This window comes from Streptomyces sp. NPDC030995 (assembly GCF_055571215.1).
This window is the reverse complement of record NZ_JBVIFS010000006.1, coordinates 234,016-248,598: the sequence shown is the minus strand read 5'-3', so window position 1 is coordinate 248,598 and position 14,583 is coordinate 234,016. Positions and strand designations below refer to the sequence as shown.

The 14,583-nt window shown below is 70.8% G+C and carries 19 protein-coding genes and 1 pseudogene; all 20 read right to left on the bottom strand.

The window, feature by feature from the left end; genetic code table 11:
* Nucleotides 1–149: 149 nt before the first annotated feature.
* Nucleotides 150–560, bottom strand: a pseudogene (locus tag ACZ45T_RS13200) (SPDY domain-containing protein); the annotation flags it as partial.
* A 106-nt stretch (nucleotides 561–666) separates the two neighbouring features.
* Nucleotides 667–1,248 (bottom strand): hypothetical protein, encoded by a 582-nt coding sequence (locus ACZ45T_RS13195; protein WP_468440526.1) that lies wholly within the window; start codon nucleotides 1,246–1,248, stop codon nucleotides 667–669.
* A gap of 44 nt (nucleotides 1,249–1,292) precedes the next feature.
* A complete protein-coding gene (locus ACZ45T_RS13190) occupies nucleotides 1,293–2,117 on the bottom strand; it encodes an SPDY domain-containing protein (RefSeq protein WP_468440524.1) in 825 nt (274 codons plus the stop codon).
* A gap of 27 nt (nucleotides 2,118–2,144) precedes the next feature.
* Nucleotides 2,145–2,936, bottom strand: a complete 792-nt coding sequence (locus tag ACZ45T_RS13185; RefSeq protein WP_468440522.1) for an SPDY domain-containing protein — start codon at nucleotides 2,934–2,936, stop codon at nucleotides 2,145–2,147.
* On the bottom strand, nucleotides 2,933–3,304 hold the full coding sequence (locus tag ACZ45T_RS13180; protein WP_468440520.1) for a hypothetical protein: 372 nt from the start codon (nucleotides 3,302–3,304) through the stop codon (nucleotides 2,933–2,935). Before ACZ45T_RS13180 ends, ACZ45T_RS13185 begins: the two co-directional genes overlap by 4 nt.
* Nucleotides 3,305–3,572: 268 nt before the next feature.
* Complete coding sequence (locus ACZ45T_RS13175) at nucleotides 3,573–3,980, bottom strand: hypothetical protein (protein WP_468440518.1); 408 nt, start codon at nucleotides 3,978–3,980, stop codon at nucleotides 3,573–3,575.
* A 22-nt stretch (nucleotides 3,981–4,002) separates the two neighbouring features.
* Complete coding sequence (locus ACZ45T_RS13170; RefSeq protein ID WP_468440516.1) at nucleotides 4,003–4,764, bottom strand: hypothetical protein; 762 nt, start codon at nucleotides 4,762–4,764, stop codon at nucleotides 4,003–4,005.
* Nucleotides 4,765–4,831: 67 nt separating this feature from the next.
* On the bottom strand, nucleotides 4,832–5,113 hold the full coding sequence (locus ACZ45T_RS13165; RefSeq protein ID WP_468440514.1) for a hypothetical protein: 282 nt from the start codon (nucleotides 5,111–5,113) through the stop codon (nucleotides 4,832–4,834).
* Between the two features lie 173 nt (nucleotides 5,114–5,286).
* Nucleotides 5,287–5,961 (bottom strand): hypothetical protein, encoded by a 675-nt coding sequence (locus ACZ45T_RS13160; RefSeq protein WP_468440512.1) that lies wholly within the window; start codon nucleotides 5,959–5,961, stop codon nucleotides 5,287–5,289.
* Nucleotides 5,962–5,969: 8 nt separating this feature from the next.
* Complete coding sequence (locus tag ACZ45T_RS13155) at nucleotides 5,970–6,389, bottom strand: hypothetical protein (RefSeq protein ID WP_468440510.1); 420 nt, start codon at nucleotides 6,387–6,389, stop codon at nucleotides 5,970–5,972.
* Nucleotides 6,390–6,503: 114 nt separating this feature from the next.
* Entirely contained in the window at nucleotides 6,504–7,001 is a 498-nt protein-coding gene (locus ACZ45T_RS13150) for a hypothetical protein (RefSeq protein WP_468440508.1), read from the bottom strand.
* Between the two features lie 51 nt (nucleotides 7,002–7,052).
* Nucleotides 7,053–8,297, bottom strand: coding sequence for an MFS transporter (locus tag ACZ45T_RS13145; RefSeq protein WP_468440506.1), 1,245 nt, complete (start codon nucleotides 8,295–8,297; stop codon nucleotides 7,053–7,055).
* A gap of 668 nt (nucleotides 8,298–8,965) precedes the next feature.
* Nucleotides 8,966–9,337, bottom strand: a complete 372-nt coding sequence (locus ACZ45T_RS13140) for a hypothetical protein (protein ID WP_468440504.1) — start codon at nucleotides 9,335–9,337, stop codon at nucleotides 8,966–8,968.
* A gap of 80 nt (nucleotides 9,338–9,417) precedes the next feature.
* Nucleotides 9,418–10,089, bottom strand: coding sequence for a hypothetical protein (locus ACZ45T_RS13135; RefSeq protein ID WP_468440502.1), 672 nt, complete (start codon nucleotides 10,087–10,089; stop codon nucleotides 9,418–9,420).
* Nucleotides 10,058–10,840: a hypothetical protein gene (locus ACZ45T_RS13130; protein ID WP_468440500.1), complete on the bottom strand. Its 783-nt coding sequence runs from the start codon at nucleotides 10,838–10,840 to the stop codon at nucleotides 10,058–10,060. Before ACZ45T_RS13130 ends, ACZ45T_RS13135 begins: the two co-directional genes overlap by 32 nt.
* A 283-nt stretch (nucleotides 10,841–11,123) precedes the next feature.
* Complete coding sequence (locus tag ACZ45T_RS13125; RefSeq protein WP_468440498.1) at nucleotides 11,124–11,429, bottom strand: hypothetical protein; 306 nt, start codon at nucleotides 11,427–11,429, stop codon at nucleotides 11,124–11,126.
* Nucleotides 11,430–11,522: 93 nt separating this feature from the next.
* The gene (locus ACZ45T_RS13120) at nucleotides 11,523–11,825 is read right to left on the bottom strand and encodes a hypothetical protein (RefSeq protein WP_468440496.1); all 303 of its coding nucleotides are present in this window, start codon (nucleotides 11,823–11,825) and stop codon (nucleotides 11,523–11,525) included.
* Nucleotides 11,826–11,900: 75 nt separating this feature from the next.
* Complete coding sequence (locus tag ACZ45T_RS13115) at nucleotides 11,901–12,299, bottom strand: hypothetical protein (RefSeq protein ID WP_468440494.1); 399 nt, start codon at nucleotides 12,297–12,299, stop codon at nucleotides 11,901–11,903.
* A gap of 249 nt (nucleotides 12,300–12,548) precedes the next feature.
* Complete coding sequence (locus ACZ45T_RS13110; protein ID WP_468440493.1) at nucleotides 12,549–14,063, bottom strand: ATP-binding protein; 1,515 nt, start codon at nucleotides 14,061–14,063, stop codon at nucleotides 12,549–12,551.
* Nucleotides 14,064–14,093: 30 nt separating this feature from the next.
* The gene (locus ACZ45T_RS13105) at nucleotides 14,094–14,555 is read right to left on the bottom strand and encodes a DUF6238 family protein (protein ID WP_468440491.1); all 462 of its coding nucleotides are present in this window, start codon (nucleotides 14,553–14,555) and stop codon (nucleotides 14,094–14,096) included.
* Nucleotides 14,556–14,583: the final 28 nt, after the last annotated feature.

Genomic DNA, 14,583 nt, shown 5'->3' with positions numbered 1-14,583 from the left:
AAGGCCACGTGCGCGGCGGGCAGCTGTCGGACGCCGGTGTGCATGCGGTCCTGTCCCAGCGGGGGCAGGCGCTGGGGGTCGCGGGGGAGCGGTGAGGGGTCGGCGAGGGCGCGAGTCACCGCTGAGATCAGGTGCGCCGGGGTCCCGGTCCCGAGCAGCGCCCGCCAGATCAGCCCCTCAGGGTCGCCGCTGATGGCCACGTCGATGAACCAGGCGTCGGCGCTGGTCTCGGTGAAGTGCTCGACCTGCACGATGCCGTCAGGAGAGGTGAGCCCGCTGTGGTCGCGGGCCGGCTGCCATCCGGCGTTCCGCAGCGGTTCGTACGGGCTGCCGCCAGCTATAGGAGTCGCTGGATCGGTGAGGGCGTCGGTGAACGCGGCGATGATCTCGGCCGGTGTGCGGGCGCCGAAGCTCGCCTGCCAAGGAGGGCGTCGGCTGTCCGGGCGTGGCGGATGACCCACCACGGCTGGTCCGGCTCGGGTTCGAGGTGGAGCAGGGCCTGCTGGTCGGGGCTGGCCAGCACAACTCGGGCGAGGAGGGGGTCGTGGCCGTAACTCCATCCGCTGGCCCGGTGGAGTGCGGCGGTGACCCAGGCTGGGTTGCCGGGGCCTGCGAGATAGGAAGGCCTGACGAAGGCCTGCTCGACAGAGGGCTCGGGCATCCGGCTCACCGCCGTGCCCAGGCGGTGGAGCCCGCCTTCGAGGGCAGGGTCATTGCCAGGGCGGAGGTGGCGGGCTTCCGGGACGGCTTCGCCCGGATGGCACTGTCGATGTCGATCACGGATTGGCCGTGGAGGGCCCAGGCATCGAGGTAGGCCCAGGCCTCCGCGTTGCGCTCGGCGAGCGGCTCGTCGTACTCCTCGGTGCCAGGCCGGGCGCTCACCGGGAGGGTGTCGCGGACACCGAGCCACTCGGCCTGAAGGGCGTTGATCTCCTTCAGCGCGGTGCGCAGGACCTTCAGGTGCCACCCCCGCCGCAGCGAAGTGCTGCCGGCGGGCAGCCGGCTCAGCTGTGCTTCGGCGGTGTCGAGCATGGCCGCCGCGGTGGCACGCACGGTGGTGAAGGCCTGCCAGGTGTCGGTGTCGCGGCGTCGCTGCCGAAGTCCGAAGGCGGTGTCGTCGTGCGGCCATCCGTCCGGGGCGGTGTGCCGGTCGGAGTAGGCGTCCCAGGAAGCGAGGGTGTCCTCGGCTTCCCGCAAGAACACGCCGAGCCGCCGGAGTGCGTGCTGGTGGGCTTCGTCGGGGGGCATGGGCAACGGGACAGGTCCTTCTGGGATTGAGCGCGTCGGCGAGGTCAGCGAGAGGGTCGAGCGGGTGTCCGGCTGGGAGCAGCCGGGGCGGCAGCACGGACCGCAGGGGGCGCAGGGCTGGGACGGCACAGACGGGCCCGGGCCAAGCGCACCTTGTGCGCGGCGAGCACCTCGGCGCCGATCGCGAATTCGGGGCCGACCTCGAGGTGGGGGCCCTCATCGATCTTGAATCGTCCACGCAGAACGGGTGTCGGGGTGGAGATGGCGTCGGTGACAGAGGCCAGGAGGTGGGCGGGGGTGGCCTCGTCGAAGTACGCACGCCACAGGAGCCCCTCGGGGCCGTACTCGCCGTGGTAACGCGCGGCCTCGAATTCCCATCCGCGGACCCCGAGGAAGGTGGTGACGCGCAGCTCGGCCTGGACGATGCCGTCCGGTGAGGCCAGGGTCTGGGAGCCGGTGTCGTCGGTGGTTTGCGCCCAGCCGCGAGCAGTGAGGATGTCCACGACTGTGGGCCCGGCTTCGTCCGGCGCGGGACGGATCAGGGCGTCAGCCAGGCCGGCCACGATTTCCACTGGGGTGGCGGCGCTGAACGTCGCCGCCCAGTAGCTGTGGCCGAATTCGGTGCTGATCTTCCAGCTGTAGTAAGGCCTGGCCAAGTTGAGATCGAGGCGGTGGACGTGGTCGGAGCTGGCCATCGTGATCGCCGGGTGGAGCGGGTCGGAGGTGTTCGTCCACCCGGCGGCGCGGAGGGCGTGGGTGATGTGCCGGGGGTCGCCGGGCCCGGCCAGGTAGCGGGGGCTGACTGCCGAGCCGAGCTTGTGTTCGTGGTCGGCTGAGAAGACGGCGAGCTGCCGTTCACTGATGGTCACGAGGGCGCTCGGACTTCCTTTCCGGGGTCATCGACGCTGGTGCGTACTGCCGGCGCCCGCGTATGGGCCGGTGGCCGCCGTTGCCTTGCCGGATCGCGCGGCCCAGGTGGTGGCACGTGCGGCAGTGATCCGTGCCTGCTGCCAAGCCCCGAGCTGGGAAGGCCGTACGGAGACGGAGGTGGTGCGGACCCACTTCGTCGCGGGGATGTGCCCACGCGGACGCATGACCGGAGTGGGGTCGGCGAGCGTGGCCGAGAACCCTTCGATGAGGTGCATCGGGGTGGTGGGGGTGAACACGGCGTCCCAGGTCCGGCCGTGTTCGGTGCGGGCGCCGGCCCACCAATGAGCCTGGCCGGGCTCGTTCTGGTGGAACTGCAGCCAGGCGTTTCGGTCCGGGGATACCGCGGTGAAGTGCTGGCCGCGCTCGGTCTCCCACCCGTGTTCCTCCAGCGGAGCCCACGGGTTGGGGGCATGGGCGGAGCGCGGCTTGGTCAGGGTGTCGGTGAACCCGGCGACGACCTCCACCGGAACCGCGGTGGTGAGGGTGGCGTGCCAGGCGGCCTGGTCACCGATGGCCTGGCCGGAGACGGTCCAACCGCCGGGCATGCTGTGCGGGTCGAAGCCGATCCGAACGCTACGGTCGGGGCTGTCGAAGACGATCGGTCCGCCTGTACGGGAGAGGTCCTTCCAGCCTGAGGCGCGGAGATACTCGGCCACGTAGCGGAGGTCGCCACCGCCGGCCAGGTGACGGGGCTCGACGAGGTAGTGCTGCTCGGGCCGGTCCGCGGCCGGTCCCCAGCCCGTCCATTGCTTCTTCACCGGTGCCTCCGGGCGACGAGCGGAGAGGCGACCGGCGGATTGCCGGGGACGGCCAGCGGACGGGCAAGGCGATGAAGGTCCTCGGTGTGCTCGGCGAGATCGCCGCTCACAGCGTCGAGTTCGTTCGAGGCTCGGCCGAGAGCCAGCCACACTTCCGCGGGTAGTGCGCCGACGGTGGCGTTGGCCTGGGCGAACCGCGAGCCAGCGGCCATCAGGCCGGTGACCTTGTCGAGGATGCCCTCAGGCGCCAGGACGTGTGCGAGTACCTGGGCGGCGTCGGTCGGTTCGGCGGAGGCCAGGTGGGCGGTCAGCCGACTGATCTCCTGGGTGATCTGGCGTACGAGCGCCAGCGGGTCGTAGAGGGTCACGTTCCTCCGGTGCGGTTGGGGCCGGTGCCGCGCCGACCGGACTCATTCAGGACGCCGAAGGGGCCGGCGGCGAGAAGGTTGTGGCGTCCGGCGGATGCGGCGGTCACGGCACGCAGGTCCCGGCGCAGCAAGAAGACGGCAAGGCGGGGTCTGCGGGTGGGCGAGATTGGCGGCGGGTTGGGCAGGGGCGTCGGGATCGTGGTGCTCCGGTTGTGGGCGGGGGCTGTCCCCGGCACGAAATGCCGGGGACAGCCACGTGGAGAGGGAGTCAGCGGGACCGAGGGGCTTTGGGGCTGGCTGGTCCGGCGGGACGGAGGGGCGGAGGGCCAGCCGCCTGGGCCTGCCGCGAGCGGTGTTCGGACATCGCCTGCGCCCAGGCGGTCACGTCGTACACGTCCGGATCGATGTTGACGTCGTAGTCGGCGATGAGTACCGGGAGCATCGAGCGGGTGACCAGCTGCTTCTGGGCCTTCTCGCTCAGGCCCTCCGGGGTTTCGTGCCAGACGTAGACGGGGCCTGCGGTCACCTGGGTCTTGCGTTCGAGGCCGGCGCTGTCGAGGAGGGCCAGCAGTTCTTCGGGGGCTCCGGTGCGACTGACGACGTGGATCGTGTCGGGGTTGAAGGCCCGACGGTAGATCTCGACATCGGTCCCGGAGTCATCGGCGACATTGCCCACGGGGTGCTCCTGAGGGGGTGGTTCAGCGGCTGGGGGACGTGACGGCAGGGGCCGGTGGGCGGGCCGGCCGCGATGCCGGAATCGGTGCCGTCGGGGCGGGGCGCACCGTGACACCGACGCCGATCCGGGCCAGCTGCTGTGAGACGGCCTGGACGCGGGCGATTTGCTCCCGGTCGCCGTAGGACGCGGGTAGCAGGAACATCCGGTCGTAGGGGTGGTACTGGAAGCCGTGGCTATAGAGGAGCCCGGTCGCATCGCCGATGCCGGTGACGGCGCCGACGGCACCGTCCGGGTACCAGGCCATGCTGACGTTGCCGGCGATCACCGGGGGCGCGGGCCGGCGGGGCACCGGATGGGCCGTGTTGTGACGGACCTGGCGCAGTGCCGCCTCGTAGCGGGGCAGCAGTCGGTGGGCGACCTGGGCCGCGGCACGTGCGGGGTCGGCTGGCACGGTGATTCCGTTGGGTTCGGCCACCAGGTGGAAGGCGTCGTGGTGGGCGTCCGGCTGCAGGGCGCCGACCATGAACTGGTGGGTGCGCAGAGCCCGATCGAAGATCAGCAGGCGGGCTCCGTCGGCGCGGGCAAGGACCGCCTCGTGGCCCAGGACGAAGTTCGTCGCGGCGTATCCGACGGCTCCGACGTCCCATAGGGCCTCTGTCGTGCGGATCTGCTCGGGGTATTCGCCGTGGCGGGCGTAGGTGGTGATCCAGGCGCCGCCCGGAAGCCGGGCGGCGAGAGCGTGTGCGAAGGCGGCGAGGTCGGTGCGGGGCGGGTTGGAAGGCATGGGGGTCTCGGGAGGGTGGAGGGACGGTGTTTACGCCGGGCAGGCGGTGGAGGTGGGGCAGCGAGACCTATCCGTTGGTCGAGGCGCCGGGCCACTCGTGGATGCCAGGGTGTGCGGCGAGATAGGTGGCCAGGTACTCGCTTGCCTGCTGGTGTGTGTGCTGGGCCTGCTGGACGGCGCGTTCGGCGCGGGCCACGCCCTCGATCAGCTCTGCGGCCTCGGTGGATAGCTCGGGCGGGCTGACGAGTTCGGTGAGCGTGATTCCGAAGACCTGGGCGAATCCAATGGCCTCCTCGAGTTGGATACGCCGTTTGTCGTTCTCGATCCGCCACACCCCTGATGGGTTCATCCGGAATCCGTTGTGGTTGAGGCGGCCGGACAGACTGGTCGTGCTCCACCTGCGGCGTCTGCGTTCGAGGCTGATTCGTGCCGCGGCATGGTCTTCGCCTAGGACCCGCCCTGCGGGGATGGGGTCTCGACGTCGAGGGCCATGCGTGGGTGCTCCGTTTCAGTGGTTGGGGGTCATCGGGTGCGTCGGGCGGCGGTCGGCAGGGGTGGCGGTGATGGAGGACAGGAGCAGGTGACGGAGGCTTCTGCCTCCAGGGGGTCGACTCCAGCGCATGCCGGGCGAAGCGGGTGGGCGGTGTGCCGGTCGGCTAGCAGGTTTCGGTACGCACCGACCTCGGTGGTGATGACCGAGAGCTGATCGGCGAGGTAGCGGAGCCTGTCGGCGTGAGCAGGGTCGGCTTCGTCTCCCAGCCCCTGCAGGAAGTCGGCCGTGGAATGGAGAACCTCGGCTACGGCGGGCAGGATCCCGTCGCCGGGCGCCACCAGCTCGGTGACCGCGGCAGCGGCCCACTCGCTGTGTTCGGCAACCCGGATGTGCTCCGCGAGGCCGGCGACCTGGGCGCCCAGCGTGAGGTCATGGACGGCACGGACGTCGGAGGCGAAGTCGGGGTCGTGCTGCGGGGAGTAGCCGACGGCCTTGAGCAGGGCGACGGCGCGGCGGGCCCGGCGGACTTGTTCCTGTTGCTCCAGCCCCCGGGGAAGCCGGTGGTACCGGTCGTGGCCTCGGTGGATGGAGATGAACCCGCTGCGCTGAAGGAGGGACTCGGCTTCGGCGTCGCCTCCGCGGGCGAGGACTTCGTCGGAGTGCGGATCGCGGCCGATGTGGACGATGCGGGTGGTCAGGGGCATGGCGCTGGCTATTTGCGGCCCGAGGTGTCCGCGACGTGGACGAGCTGGTCGAGGGCGGTCAAGGTGTACCAGCCGCAGTCGACGGCGGTGCTGTCCGTGGTGGCCTTGCGCACCATGAGCTTCTCCAGGGCGCGCAGGTAGATGAGGCAGTCGGCGCAACGGCGGTTGAGATGGACGAGATAGCGGGGGTGCGCGGTGACGAACGTGTGCTGACCGCCATTGGGATCACGCAGTCTCCAGCCGTCCTCATTGGTGGGGGTGTGCCAGGACGGGGTGACGACCGTCATGGAGTCCCCCCAGAGCTCGTCACCTGCGATCCCCTTGAGGACCACGACGCGGTCGCCCGGGGCGAAGTGCCGGTGGGTGATGTCCCGGTCAGGGGTGAGGGTGTCGGCCGGAACAGTGGGACGGGGAGCGGCTTCGGGCACGGAGGATTCCTTCCACGTGAACGCGGCGGAGACGGCGGTGGGAATGACTTCAATGGTCCGGAGAATCCGTGATTTACGAATTCACGGATGCCGTGATAGCTGTCGCGCGGCTCCTCACCGGTACGGATTCTCGGTACCGCGGTCGTCGTCACCTGCGGCGTCGAGGAGTTCGGGAACGTCCAAGCCGTCGGCGTCGCGCTGGTCGATCCACCAGCCGGCCCGGGTGACGGCCCGGATCTTCTCTTCCAGGGCGGCCCAGTCGGCGTCGTCCCAGGTCCCTTCGACGACGAGAGCGGTGTAGGCGGTGGTGACCAGCTGGTGCCGGCTGCGTTCGCCCCACTCCAGGGCGCGCTCGGGCCCATCGAGCGGCGGCATGTCGAACTGCTCGGCCCACTCCTTCGCCGCGGCCTGCTCTGCAGCCCGTCGGGCGGCGAGCCACTCTTCGCGGCTGAGCTTGTCGACGGTCCGGCTCGCCTTCCAGCAGTCGGTGCAGTCGCGGCCGGAAAGCCAGCGGGCGAATCCCGCACGCCGGTCGGCCGGGCGGTCGGAGAGATTGTGCTCGACCTCGTGTCCACAGGTGTGGGTGACGGTCCAGGTGGTGCGTACGGCCATGAAGAGGTGCTTCTCCTTGTGAGGATTGGGTCAGTTGTGGGCAGCGCGGGCTCAGGTGCGTCGGTGCCAGCCTCGGCGGCGGGACGCGCCGGCGGGGGTGAGATGTCGGCGGGCAGCCGTGAGGGTGGCCAGCGACGCGGCGGCGCCAATGGCAGGAAGCGCGGCGCCGGCGAGCGGGTGCGCTGCGAGGGTCCCGGCGAGCGCGGTGCCCGTGGCCTGGCCGACGCCGACGGAGAGGATCAGCCATGCATACGCCTCGGTGGTGCGGGTCGGCGGGGCGAGGGAGTCCACGGTCAGGAAGGCACAGCTGATGACCACCGTGAGGAACAGTCCCGGTACCGCGACGGCTGCGATGGCGACGCGCGGGCCGGGCAGGGTGAGCAGCGGCAGCCATGCGGTGAGGAAGCACGCAGCGCCGACGAGGAGCTGCGCCGCACTCGAGCCGGGCCAGACATGGCGCCCGTAGAGCAGGCCCCCGAGGAAGCTGCCGGTGGAGAACGCGGCGGGGATCGCCCCGGACAGGAGCTCCATGCGGTGACTGGTTGCCATCGCGACGGACCACACGTTCATAGCGCCGATGGCGCAGCCGGTGCCGGCAAGTGCCAGGTACAGCATCAGCAGCCCGGGGGACAGCAGGCGTCCGTGCGGCTCGCCGTCGGGGGCGGTCGCTGGGCGCCAGAGCCGGGAAGGTGAGGCGGTGAGGACGATCAAGGTCCCCAGCAGTCCGAGGACAGCAGTTGTGACGAGTGCGAGCCCGGGACCGTGGGCGGCTGAAAGGGCGGTCACCAGGAGGGGACCGACGATGTAGAGCAGCCCCTGGGTGCCGGTGTCGAGGCTGAGAGCGATGCGCCGCTGGCCTGGATCGGCCAGGACGGTCGGCCACAGGGCACGCAGACCGGCTTCGTTCGGTGGTGTGCACAGGCCAGCAGCGCCCACTACTGCGGTGACGACTGCGGGATGCCCACTTGCGCCGATCACCGGAAGGGCAAGCAGGCTGGAGGAGTTGAGGATCACTGCTGGTCCGGAGACGCGGGTCTGACCGAAGCGGTCCATCAGCCTGCCCTTGACGGGCTGGCTCAGGCCGGACGCGAGTCCGTACAGGGCACTGAGCATCCCGGCGAAGGCCAAGGAACCACCAACGCCCGTGATCCACAGGACGAGTCCGACGGGAACCATGCCGTTGGGCAGGCGCCCGATGAGGGTGCCACCGAGCAGGCGGGCAACGTGCCGACTGCCCAGTACTGCACCGTAAGTGGCGCGCGGCTGTGGGACGGACGGGTGATCGGTCAGGGACAACAGGGGAAGGGCTTTCCGTCGGAGGCATACGGGAACGGTGGTGGTGCGGCGCCGCAGGCTGGGCGGACCTGTCGGCGGCGCCGCAGAGGGTCAGCGGGGGTGGGGCTCGCCGGGCGTGACGGCGAGGGGCTCGCACGCCGCGCTCACCTGCCACGCCCGGTCGCTGACGTGGCGGGGGCCGACCGAGGGACCGCGGACGTCGTTGCGGCAGGCGGGTACGGCAGCGTGGTGTGCGGCGTGACTCGCTGTGGAGAGCGGGAGTTGGCGGCCTGCGCGATACGCGAGCGGTGTTCCTGAAGGGTTGCCGTCCGCTGCTGGTGCGGCGAGTCCGGTGTGAGTTCTGGGTCGAGGGTGAAGTCGGCCTGAACACGCAGGCCCAAGGCCCGTATTGCTGCCACGGCTTGCCGGGCGCGGCGGCGCCCGTCCTGCCCCGGCTCGGTGAGCCGGTGCAGGGTGGTTCCCGGAACGGGTTCGAACTGGACGCGGTCCAGGACCCAATTCTTGAGATGGTCGGTCAGGGGTCGGCCGGAGGCGGCGACGAACCCGTGCTCCTCGTGCCAGCCGATGTACAGGTGGGGCGAGTCCGCAGGCAGGATGCGGTCCTTTCAGTGCAAGGTGTGGGTGAAGTCCTCGGTCGCAGGTCCGAGCTGGGCTGTGACATGCGACGGTCAGGCCGGGGCCGGTCCTGGGTGCGCGGCGGCGAGCTGGTCGACGCCCAGCTGGAACGCGAGCCGGTCGGCGACGTCGAGGAGTTCGCTCGTGCGTCGGTAGCGGTCACCGAGGGAGCGCTGACCATGGCCGTCGCACCACTCGCCGGCAGCGCGCAGGAAGTCACGCAGGGCCAGCAGGGCACCGGACTCGGAGCCGATGACCGTTTCGGTGACGACGTGGAACTGAGCCGCGGTCTCGGCGGCCGCGAGCGCCTGGGTCCAGGGCAGCAGGCTCTGGCCCGGACCCGGCAGGTTCAGGGTCGCCAGGTAGTCGGCCGCTTCCAGACGGGCAGTGCGCCGCAAGTCGCTGCTGCCGGGTACGGCCGCCATCGGCGGCTGCTCCCCCTGCACGTCGAGGCCTCGGTCTTCGCCGGTGGTCGGGTCGGGCGTCCTTCGGAGAGGTCGGTTGCTCACCGGCGGGTCGCCGACTTCGCGGGCTGCGCGCGGGGTTCGACTTTGCGGACCGTCGTTGTGGGTGCCTGGCTGCGACTGGCAGGGCGTGGGCGCCAGCGTTCGGGGTCGTCGGTGAACGCGGTGAGCGGGTCCACGTCCCAGCCGACGAGGAGACCGCGGGGCCCGTTCTGGAGGCTGACGACCTCGACTCCCTCCGGACGCAGGACATACGCCCAGCTCAGCCAGCTTTCCTGGGCGGACACTTCATCGAAGGTCATCCGCTGGACGGGGCTGCCGTCCAGCGTGACCAGGCCGGTCGTCGGGCGGCATGCGTCGTACCCGTTGCCCAGGCGCTGCTGTACGGGTTCCGGCGCGTCGGTGAGGAGGTCTGCGCCGAGGTGGTCCCAGCTGACGTCGGGGGAGTCCACGAGGAAGCGGGCCATCGCTTCGATGTCGCCCTTGAACCGGAACTGGTGGGCGGCGAGGAGAAGCGGCAGGTGGTGGGTGGGGTAGCCGTCCCAGTGGACGTAAATGCCCTCGAAGCCGGTCGGGGTCGGTCGGGCGATGCAGGATCGGGTGGCCAGAACAATCTCCTGATACGGGATGGATGAGGCAGTCGTCGGACGGGACGAGGGCCGGCCCTGGCCGAGCGGATGCCTAGAGAAGCGGGCCGCCGGGTCTCTCCTCACCGCGAAGCCGCGGGGGAGGGCCGGGCGGCGGGGGAGTACGGCTGCCGGGCGGTGTGTTGAGCGGGGTCCCGGTCACGACGACGATGTCGAAGCGGTGGACTTGCAGGCGCAGGACGGCCCCCTGGATGACGGGCTCGGGATGCTGCTCCGCGTACCTGAGTCGGCACAGACCGGTTGCGGGATCCAGCACCCACCGGCCGTCGGAGTGGAGCAAGGCCCTCACTGCCGTCGGCGCGACCGTATTCAGCAAGGGCCGCCCGTCGTCGCCTCGCCCGATCACGATCTTGTCGTGCTCCCGGAACCGGGTGGTGCGGGCCACCACCATCGCGGCCGTGCGGTATGGGCGCAGAAGACGACGACGGACGTCGGCTGCTGCCCGTACGGGGTCTTCCGTTACGCCGATCGCGGGTGGAGGCTGGACGCCGCCGTGCTCGAAGACACCGGCGGGGAGCACGGCGGAGACGATGAAGCTGTCCAGGTCCGGTGTCCGGGGGAGAACGTAGAGCTGCAGGCCATGGGGGTGGGTGAGGACGGCCCGGTGCCCGTGCGGGAAGGACTCCAGCGTTCGGTGCAAGCTGCCGCCGGCCATGTCCCAGACCCGGCCTTCGGCCGGGTCGCGACCGGAGGGGGTCCACCGCCCCACCGCAGTCCAGCCCGGTCCCAGCCCGGTGGCGAGCCGGTCGGCGAATCCGGCCACGAGCGCGTGCCGGTCGGAAGGGCCGAGCCCGCGGCCCGGCCGGTCCCTTCTCACTCGTCCGCCTTGGGCTGGGGGTGGTGCACGTGCGCGACGGCGTGTCCACGGGAGTGCAGGGCGTGTACCGCTTCGTGAACGAGGTGTTCCTGCTGCTCGGCGGGGAGCGTGTGAGCGGCTATATATCCGTGGAGTCGGGAGCAGTACGTGAACCCTCTGGACCAAAGGAGCTGCTGGACCGGGTCGGTTCGGGGGTGGTTCAGCGGTCCGGCGGTGTGATGGCCGATGTGAATGCTCACGGGGTGATGCACGGAGAGAGGAATCCCTTCTGCAGCGTTCCTGGTCAGCGCCGCTTCGGGGCGGCGCTGGTTGCGATGGCGGGGTGGGTGGGCGGTAGGGGAGCGGGTACCGGCTGGGGCAGGAGCTGGCGCCGCAGTTCGGCGCGCCCGGTGAACTCGGTCGCCGCCGTCAACGAGGTCTCTGCGGCCTGTCCGAGTTCGCGCCGGCCGTCGGCGTGGTGGAGGACGATGCGCCACTGGAGGTGCTCGGCGAGGCGCCCGTGGGATCCGGCTGCGATGGCCGTGGCAGCGGCGAAGTGCTGCACAGCGGACGCGGCGTGTGCGGCGGCAGCCGAGAGGGGAACGAGCACGGCGGTCGTCAGGGCTGGGGGAAGTCCGGGTGCCGCGAGGAGGGCTGAGACCGCGCGCTGAGCGGTGGCGGCAAGCCCCTGGGCGTGGAGGGCCTAGTCGAGAAGGGCAGGGCCGAGCGGGTGCTCGGGGAGGCGGCCGGCTTCGTCCAGCAACGTGAGCTCGTTCTTCGCGCGGCGGAAGTCCTCCGCCAGGACCTCAAGCCGGGATGGCCAGGTCTGCTCGTTTGGTGCCGGGTTGATGTCCCAGGAGAAGCCGTACTCGTCGTACGAGTCGATAAGGCCGTTCTCCAGCTGGGCCTCGCGGTCGACGACCTGCGCGAGGACCGTGTTCTCCTCGGCCTGGCACTGCCGGTAGTCGGCCCATTCCTCCTCGGTCAGCTCAGGAGGGCGCTGCATATGGGGAGCTCCTTCGCTCGCGACGATTTCGTACGGTTGTTGGCGGCCTTTGGGCTGGGCGGTGGTGGGACCCGTTCAACGGTGCTTGGCCTGTGATGACGTGGCGCGCGGTATGGGGTCCGGCGTTGGCCTGGCGGCGCCGTGACTCAACTGCGTCGTTTTGGTGGCCATCGGCTTCGAGTCCGGCCGCTTCGGGGGAGTGCGCCTGCGGAGGTGCGCCAGGTGCGCGTCGACCGCAGCGATGAAGCGGGCCACGTGCGTGCTGGCATGGGGGTCGGGATGCGATCTGGAGTCGTAGAGGACCGTCATCGAGGAGTGGTCCACGGCGGGGGTTTCGTACGTGACCAGCCATCCGTTGTCAGATCCGATGATGACCACGGCGTCTTGGTCGGGAGGCGAGGCGTAGATGATCCAGTCATCCAGGCCGAAGTCGACGTCGCAGGTCAGTCCGTGTTCCCGCAACGGGGTCGTCACTTGCTCGAACCGGGCCCAGGCCCGCAGCCACTGGGGATCTCGGACGTGTCGGTGATCGGGCAGGGGGGCCAGGTCGGGGGTGAGCCTGTTAGTGGGCGGCGTGTCCAAGTCAAACGGCTCCGGTAGGCGTCATGGGCGGGGCGATGGGGTGCGGCTTGGGGGATGGAGAGAACTCGTCGGGTGGGCTCGGCCACGACGAGGCGAGCGGCTGTCGGTGCTTCAGGAATCGCGAACCCACGGGTCGACCCCTCAGTGCATTCGGGAGTCCGTGTCGAACAGCCGCTGTTCGGCGGGATGGAGGAGGTGCTGGACGATGAACGACCTTCCGGCGACGCGCCACAGCCCGCGGCCTCGGTTGAGGTGGGATATGGCCTGCATTTCGACGGAGGTGAGTCCGAGGAGGCCGGCCGCGGCGTGGAGTTGGTCGTTCTCCTGGCGGTAGATGATGCGGGTGGAGCAGTCCGCGAGGAGGCCTTCGGCGAGGGCTCGTCCGCGTGATCCAGCGTCGCCCGCGGTCAGCAGGTCCGACAGGCGGTGGATGACCATCAGGTTCGCGATGCCGAGCCCGCGGGACAGCTTCCACTGAGCCTGCATCCGCTCCAGCAGTCCCGCGTGCCTCATCAATCTCCACGCCTCGTCGTAAACCACCCAGCGCCGTCCGCCTGCGGGGTCGGTCAGCGCGGACTCCATCCAGGCCGAAGCGCAGGTCATGGCCAGTACCAGCGCTGTGTCGTCCCCGGATCCGCCCAGGCGGGAGAGGTCGATGGTCAGCATCGGGCTGGTGGGGTCGAAGCGGATGGTCGACTGGGCGTCGAACATGCCGGACAGGTCGCCGTTCACGAGCCGGCGCAGGGCGTGGGCAAGGTCGCGAGCCGCGTCACCGAGGTGGCCGGACATGGTGCCGCCAGCCTGGTCGAGGAGGTCGGGCTGGTTGAGGGTGTGGGCGATATCGCCCAGCAGCGGGGTGCGGCCGACCGCGGCGGCGGCCTGGACGACCGCGTCGAGGGCGACGTCGAGCGCCGTGTGCTCCATCGGCTTCAGGTCCCGGCCGAGCACGGTGCGGGCGAGGGAGCCGAGCAGCAGCAGGCGTCGCTTGCGGACCTCGACCGCCCAGTCGGCCTCGGCCACGCCATCGGGCCGGGGCGCGGCGTCGAGCGGGTTCAGCTTGCCGGGCAGCCCCGGGCCCAGCGCGATCGACGTGCCACCGAGGGCCGCGGCGACCGGGGTCCACTCGCCCTTGGGGTCGCAGGGGACGTACACCCGGTACCCGAAGGCGACGGAGCGCAAGGCGAAGGATTTGGCCAGGGCGCTCTTCCCCTGGCCGATCACGCCGGCCAAGAGGATGTTGGGGTTGGTGAAGCCTTCGACGCGCCCGTACAGGGTGAAGGGGTCGAAGGTGAAGCTCGCCTCGGCGTGGACGTCGCGGCCGATGTAGATGCCTTCGGCGCCGAGCCCGCCTTCGGCGAGGAAGGGGTACGCGCCGCTGGCGGTGGCGGTGGTCATGCGGTGAGCGGGAAGGCGCAGCCGGGTGCCGCGTGCGGAGGCGGCGCCGGGGCGGCCGTAGGCCGGGTACACCGGCAGCGGCATGTGCGCTTCGGCGGGCTCCTGGCCGGAGGGGTGGGCGGCGGCGGTTTCGCGGGCTTTGGCCTGGGCTTCGGCGAGCTGCTTGCGGGCTGCTTTGCGGGTGGCGCGGTCGGTTCCGTGTGGGGTGAACAGGGGGCTTGCGCTGGCGCGGCGGGCTCGGCGGGCGGGCCGGTGGTTCATCGAGGCGGCCTTAGGTCGGGTGCGGGCAGGTCATCGCCCGCAGTGGGTGGTGTGGCCGCGCAGGTCGGCGGGGGTGGTCTTGCGGCGGATGGCGTGGCCGGTGGCGAGGTGGCGGTGGCAGATGGTCAGCATGGGCGGGCCGTCGGGGAGCTGGTCCGGCCGGCACTCGGATTCGTCGCCGGAGGATTCGGGCGGGAGGGTGTGGAAGGCGTCGTGTAGTTCGGCGCTTGCCTGCCACAGCCGCGTGTGGGCGGTCGCGAGGTGACGTCCGGCAGCGGGCCAGCTGTTGCGGGTGGTGTCGGTGAGCTGGTCGAGGAGCTGGTGGAGCGTAGTGAGGTGGGTGTGGAGAACGTCCAGGTGGGCGCGGTCCGCTGGCGTCTTCGGGCGGGGCCGGTCGGCCTGGGGTGTGAGGCTGCGGGTGTGGTGGCGGATGCCGGCGGTGGCGGCGCGCAGGTAGGGGTGCGCGTCGGTGGTCTGGGTGTGGGGTGTCACGGGATCCTTCCTGCCGGGGCAGGTTCAG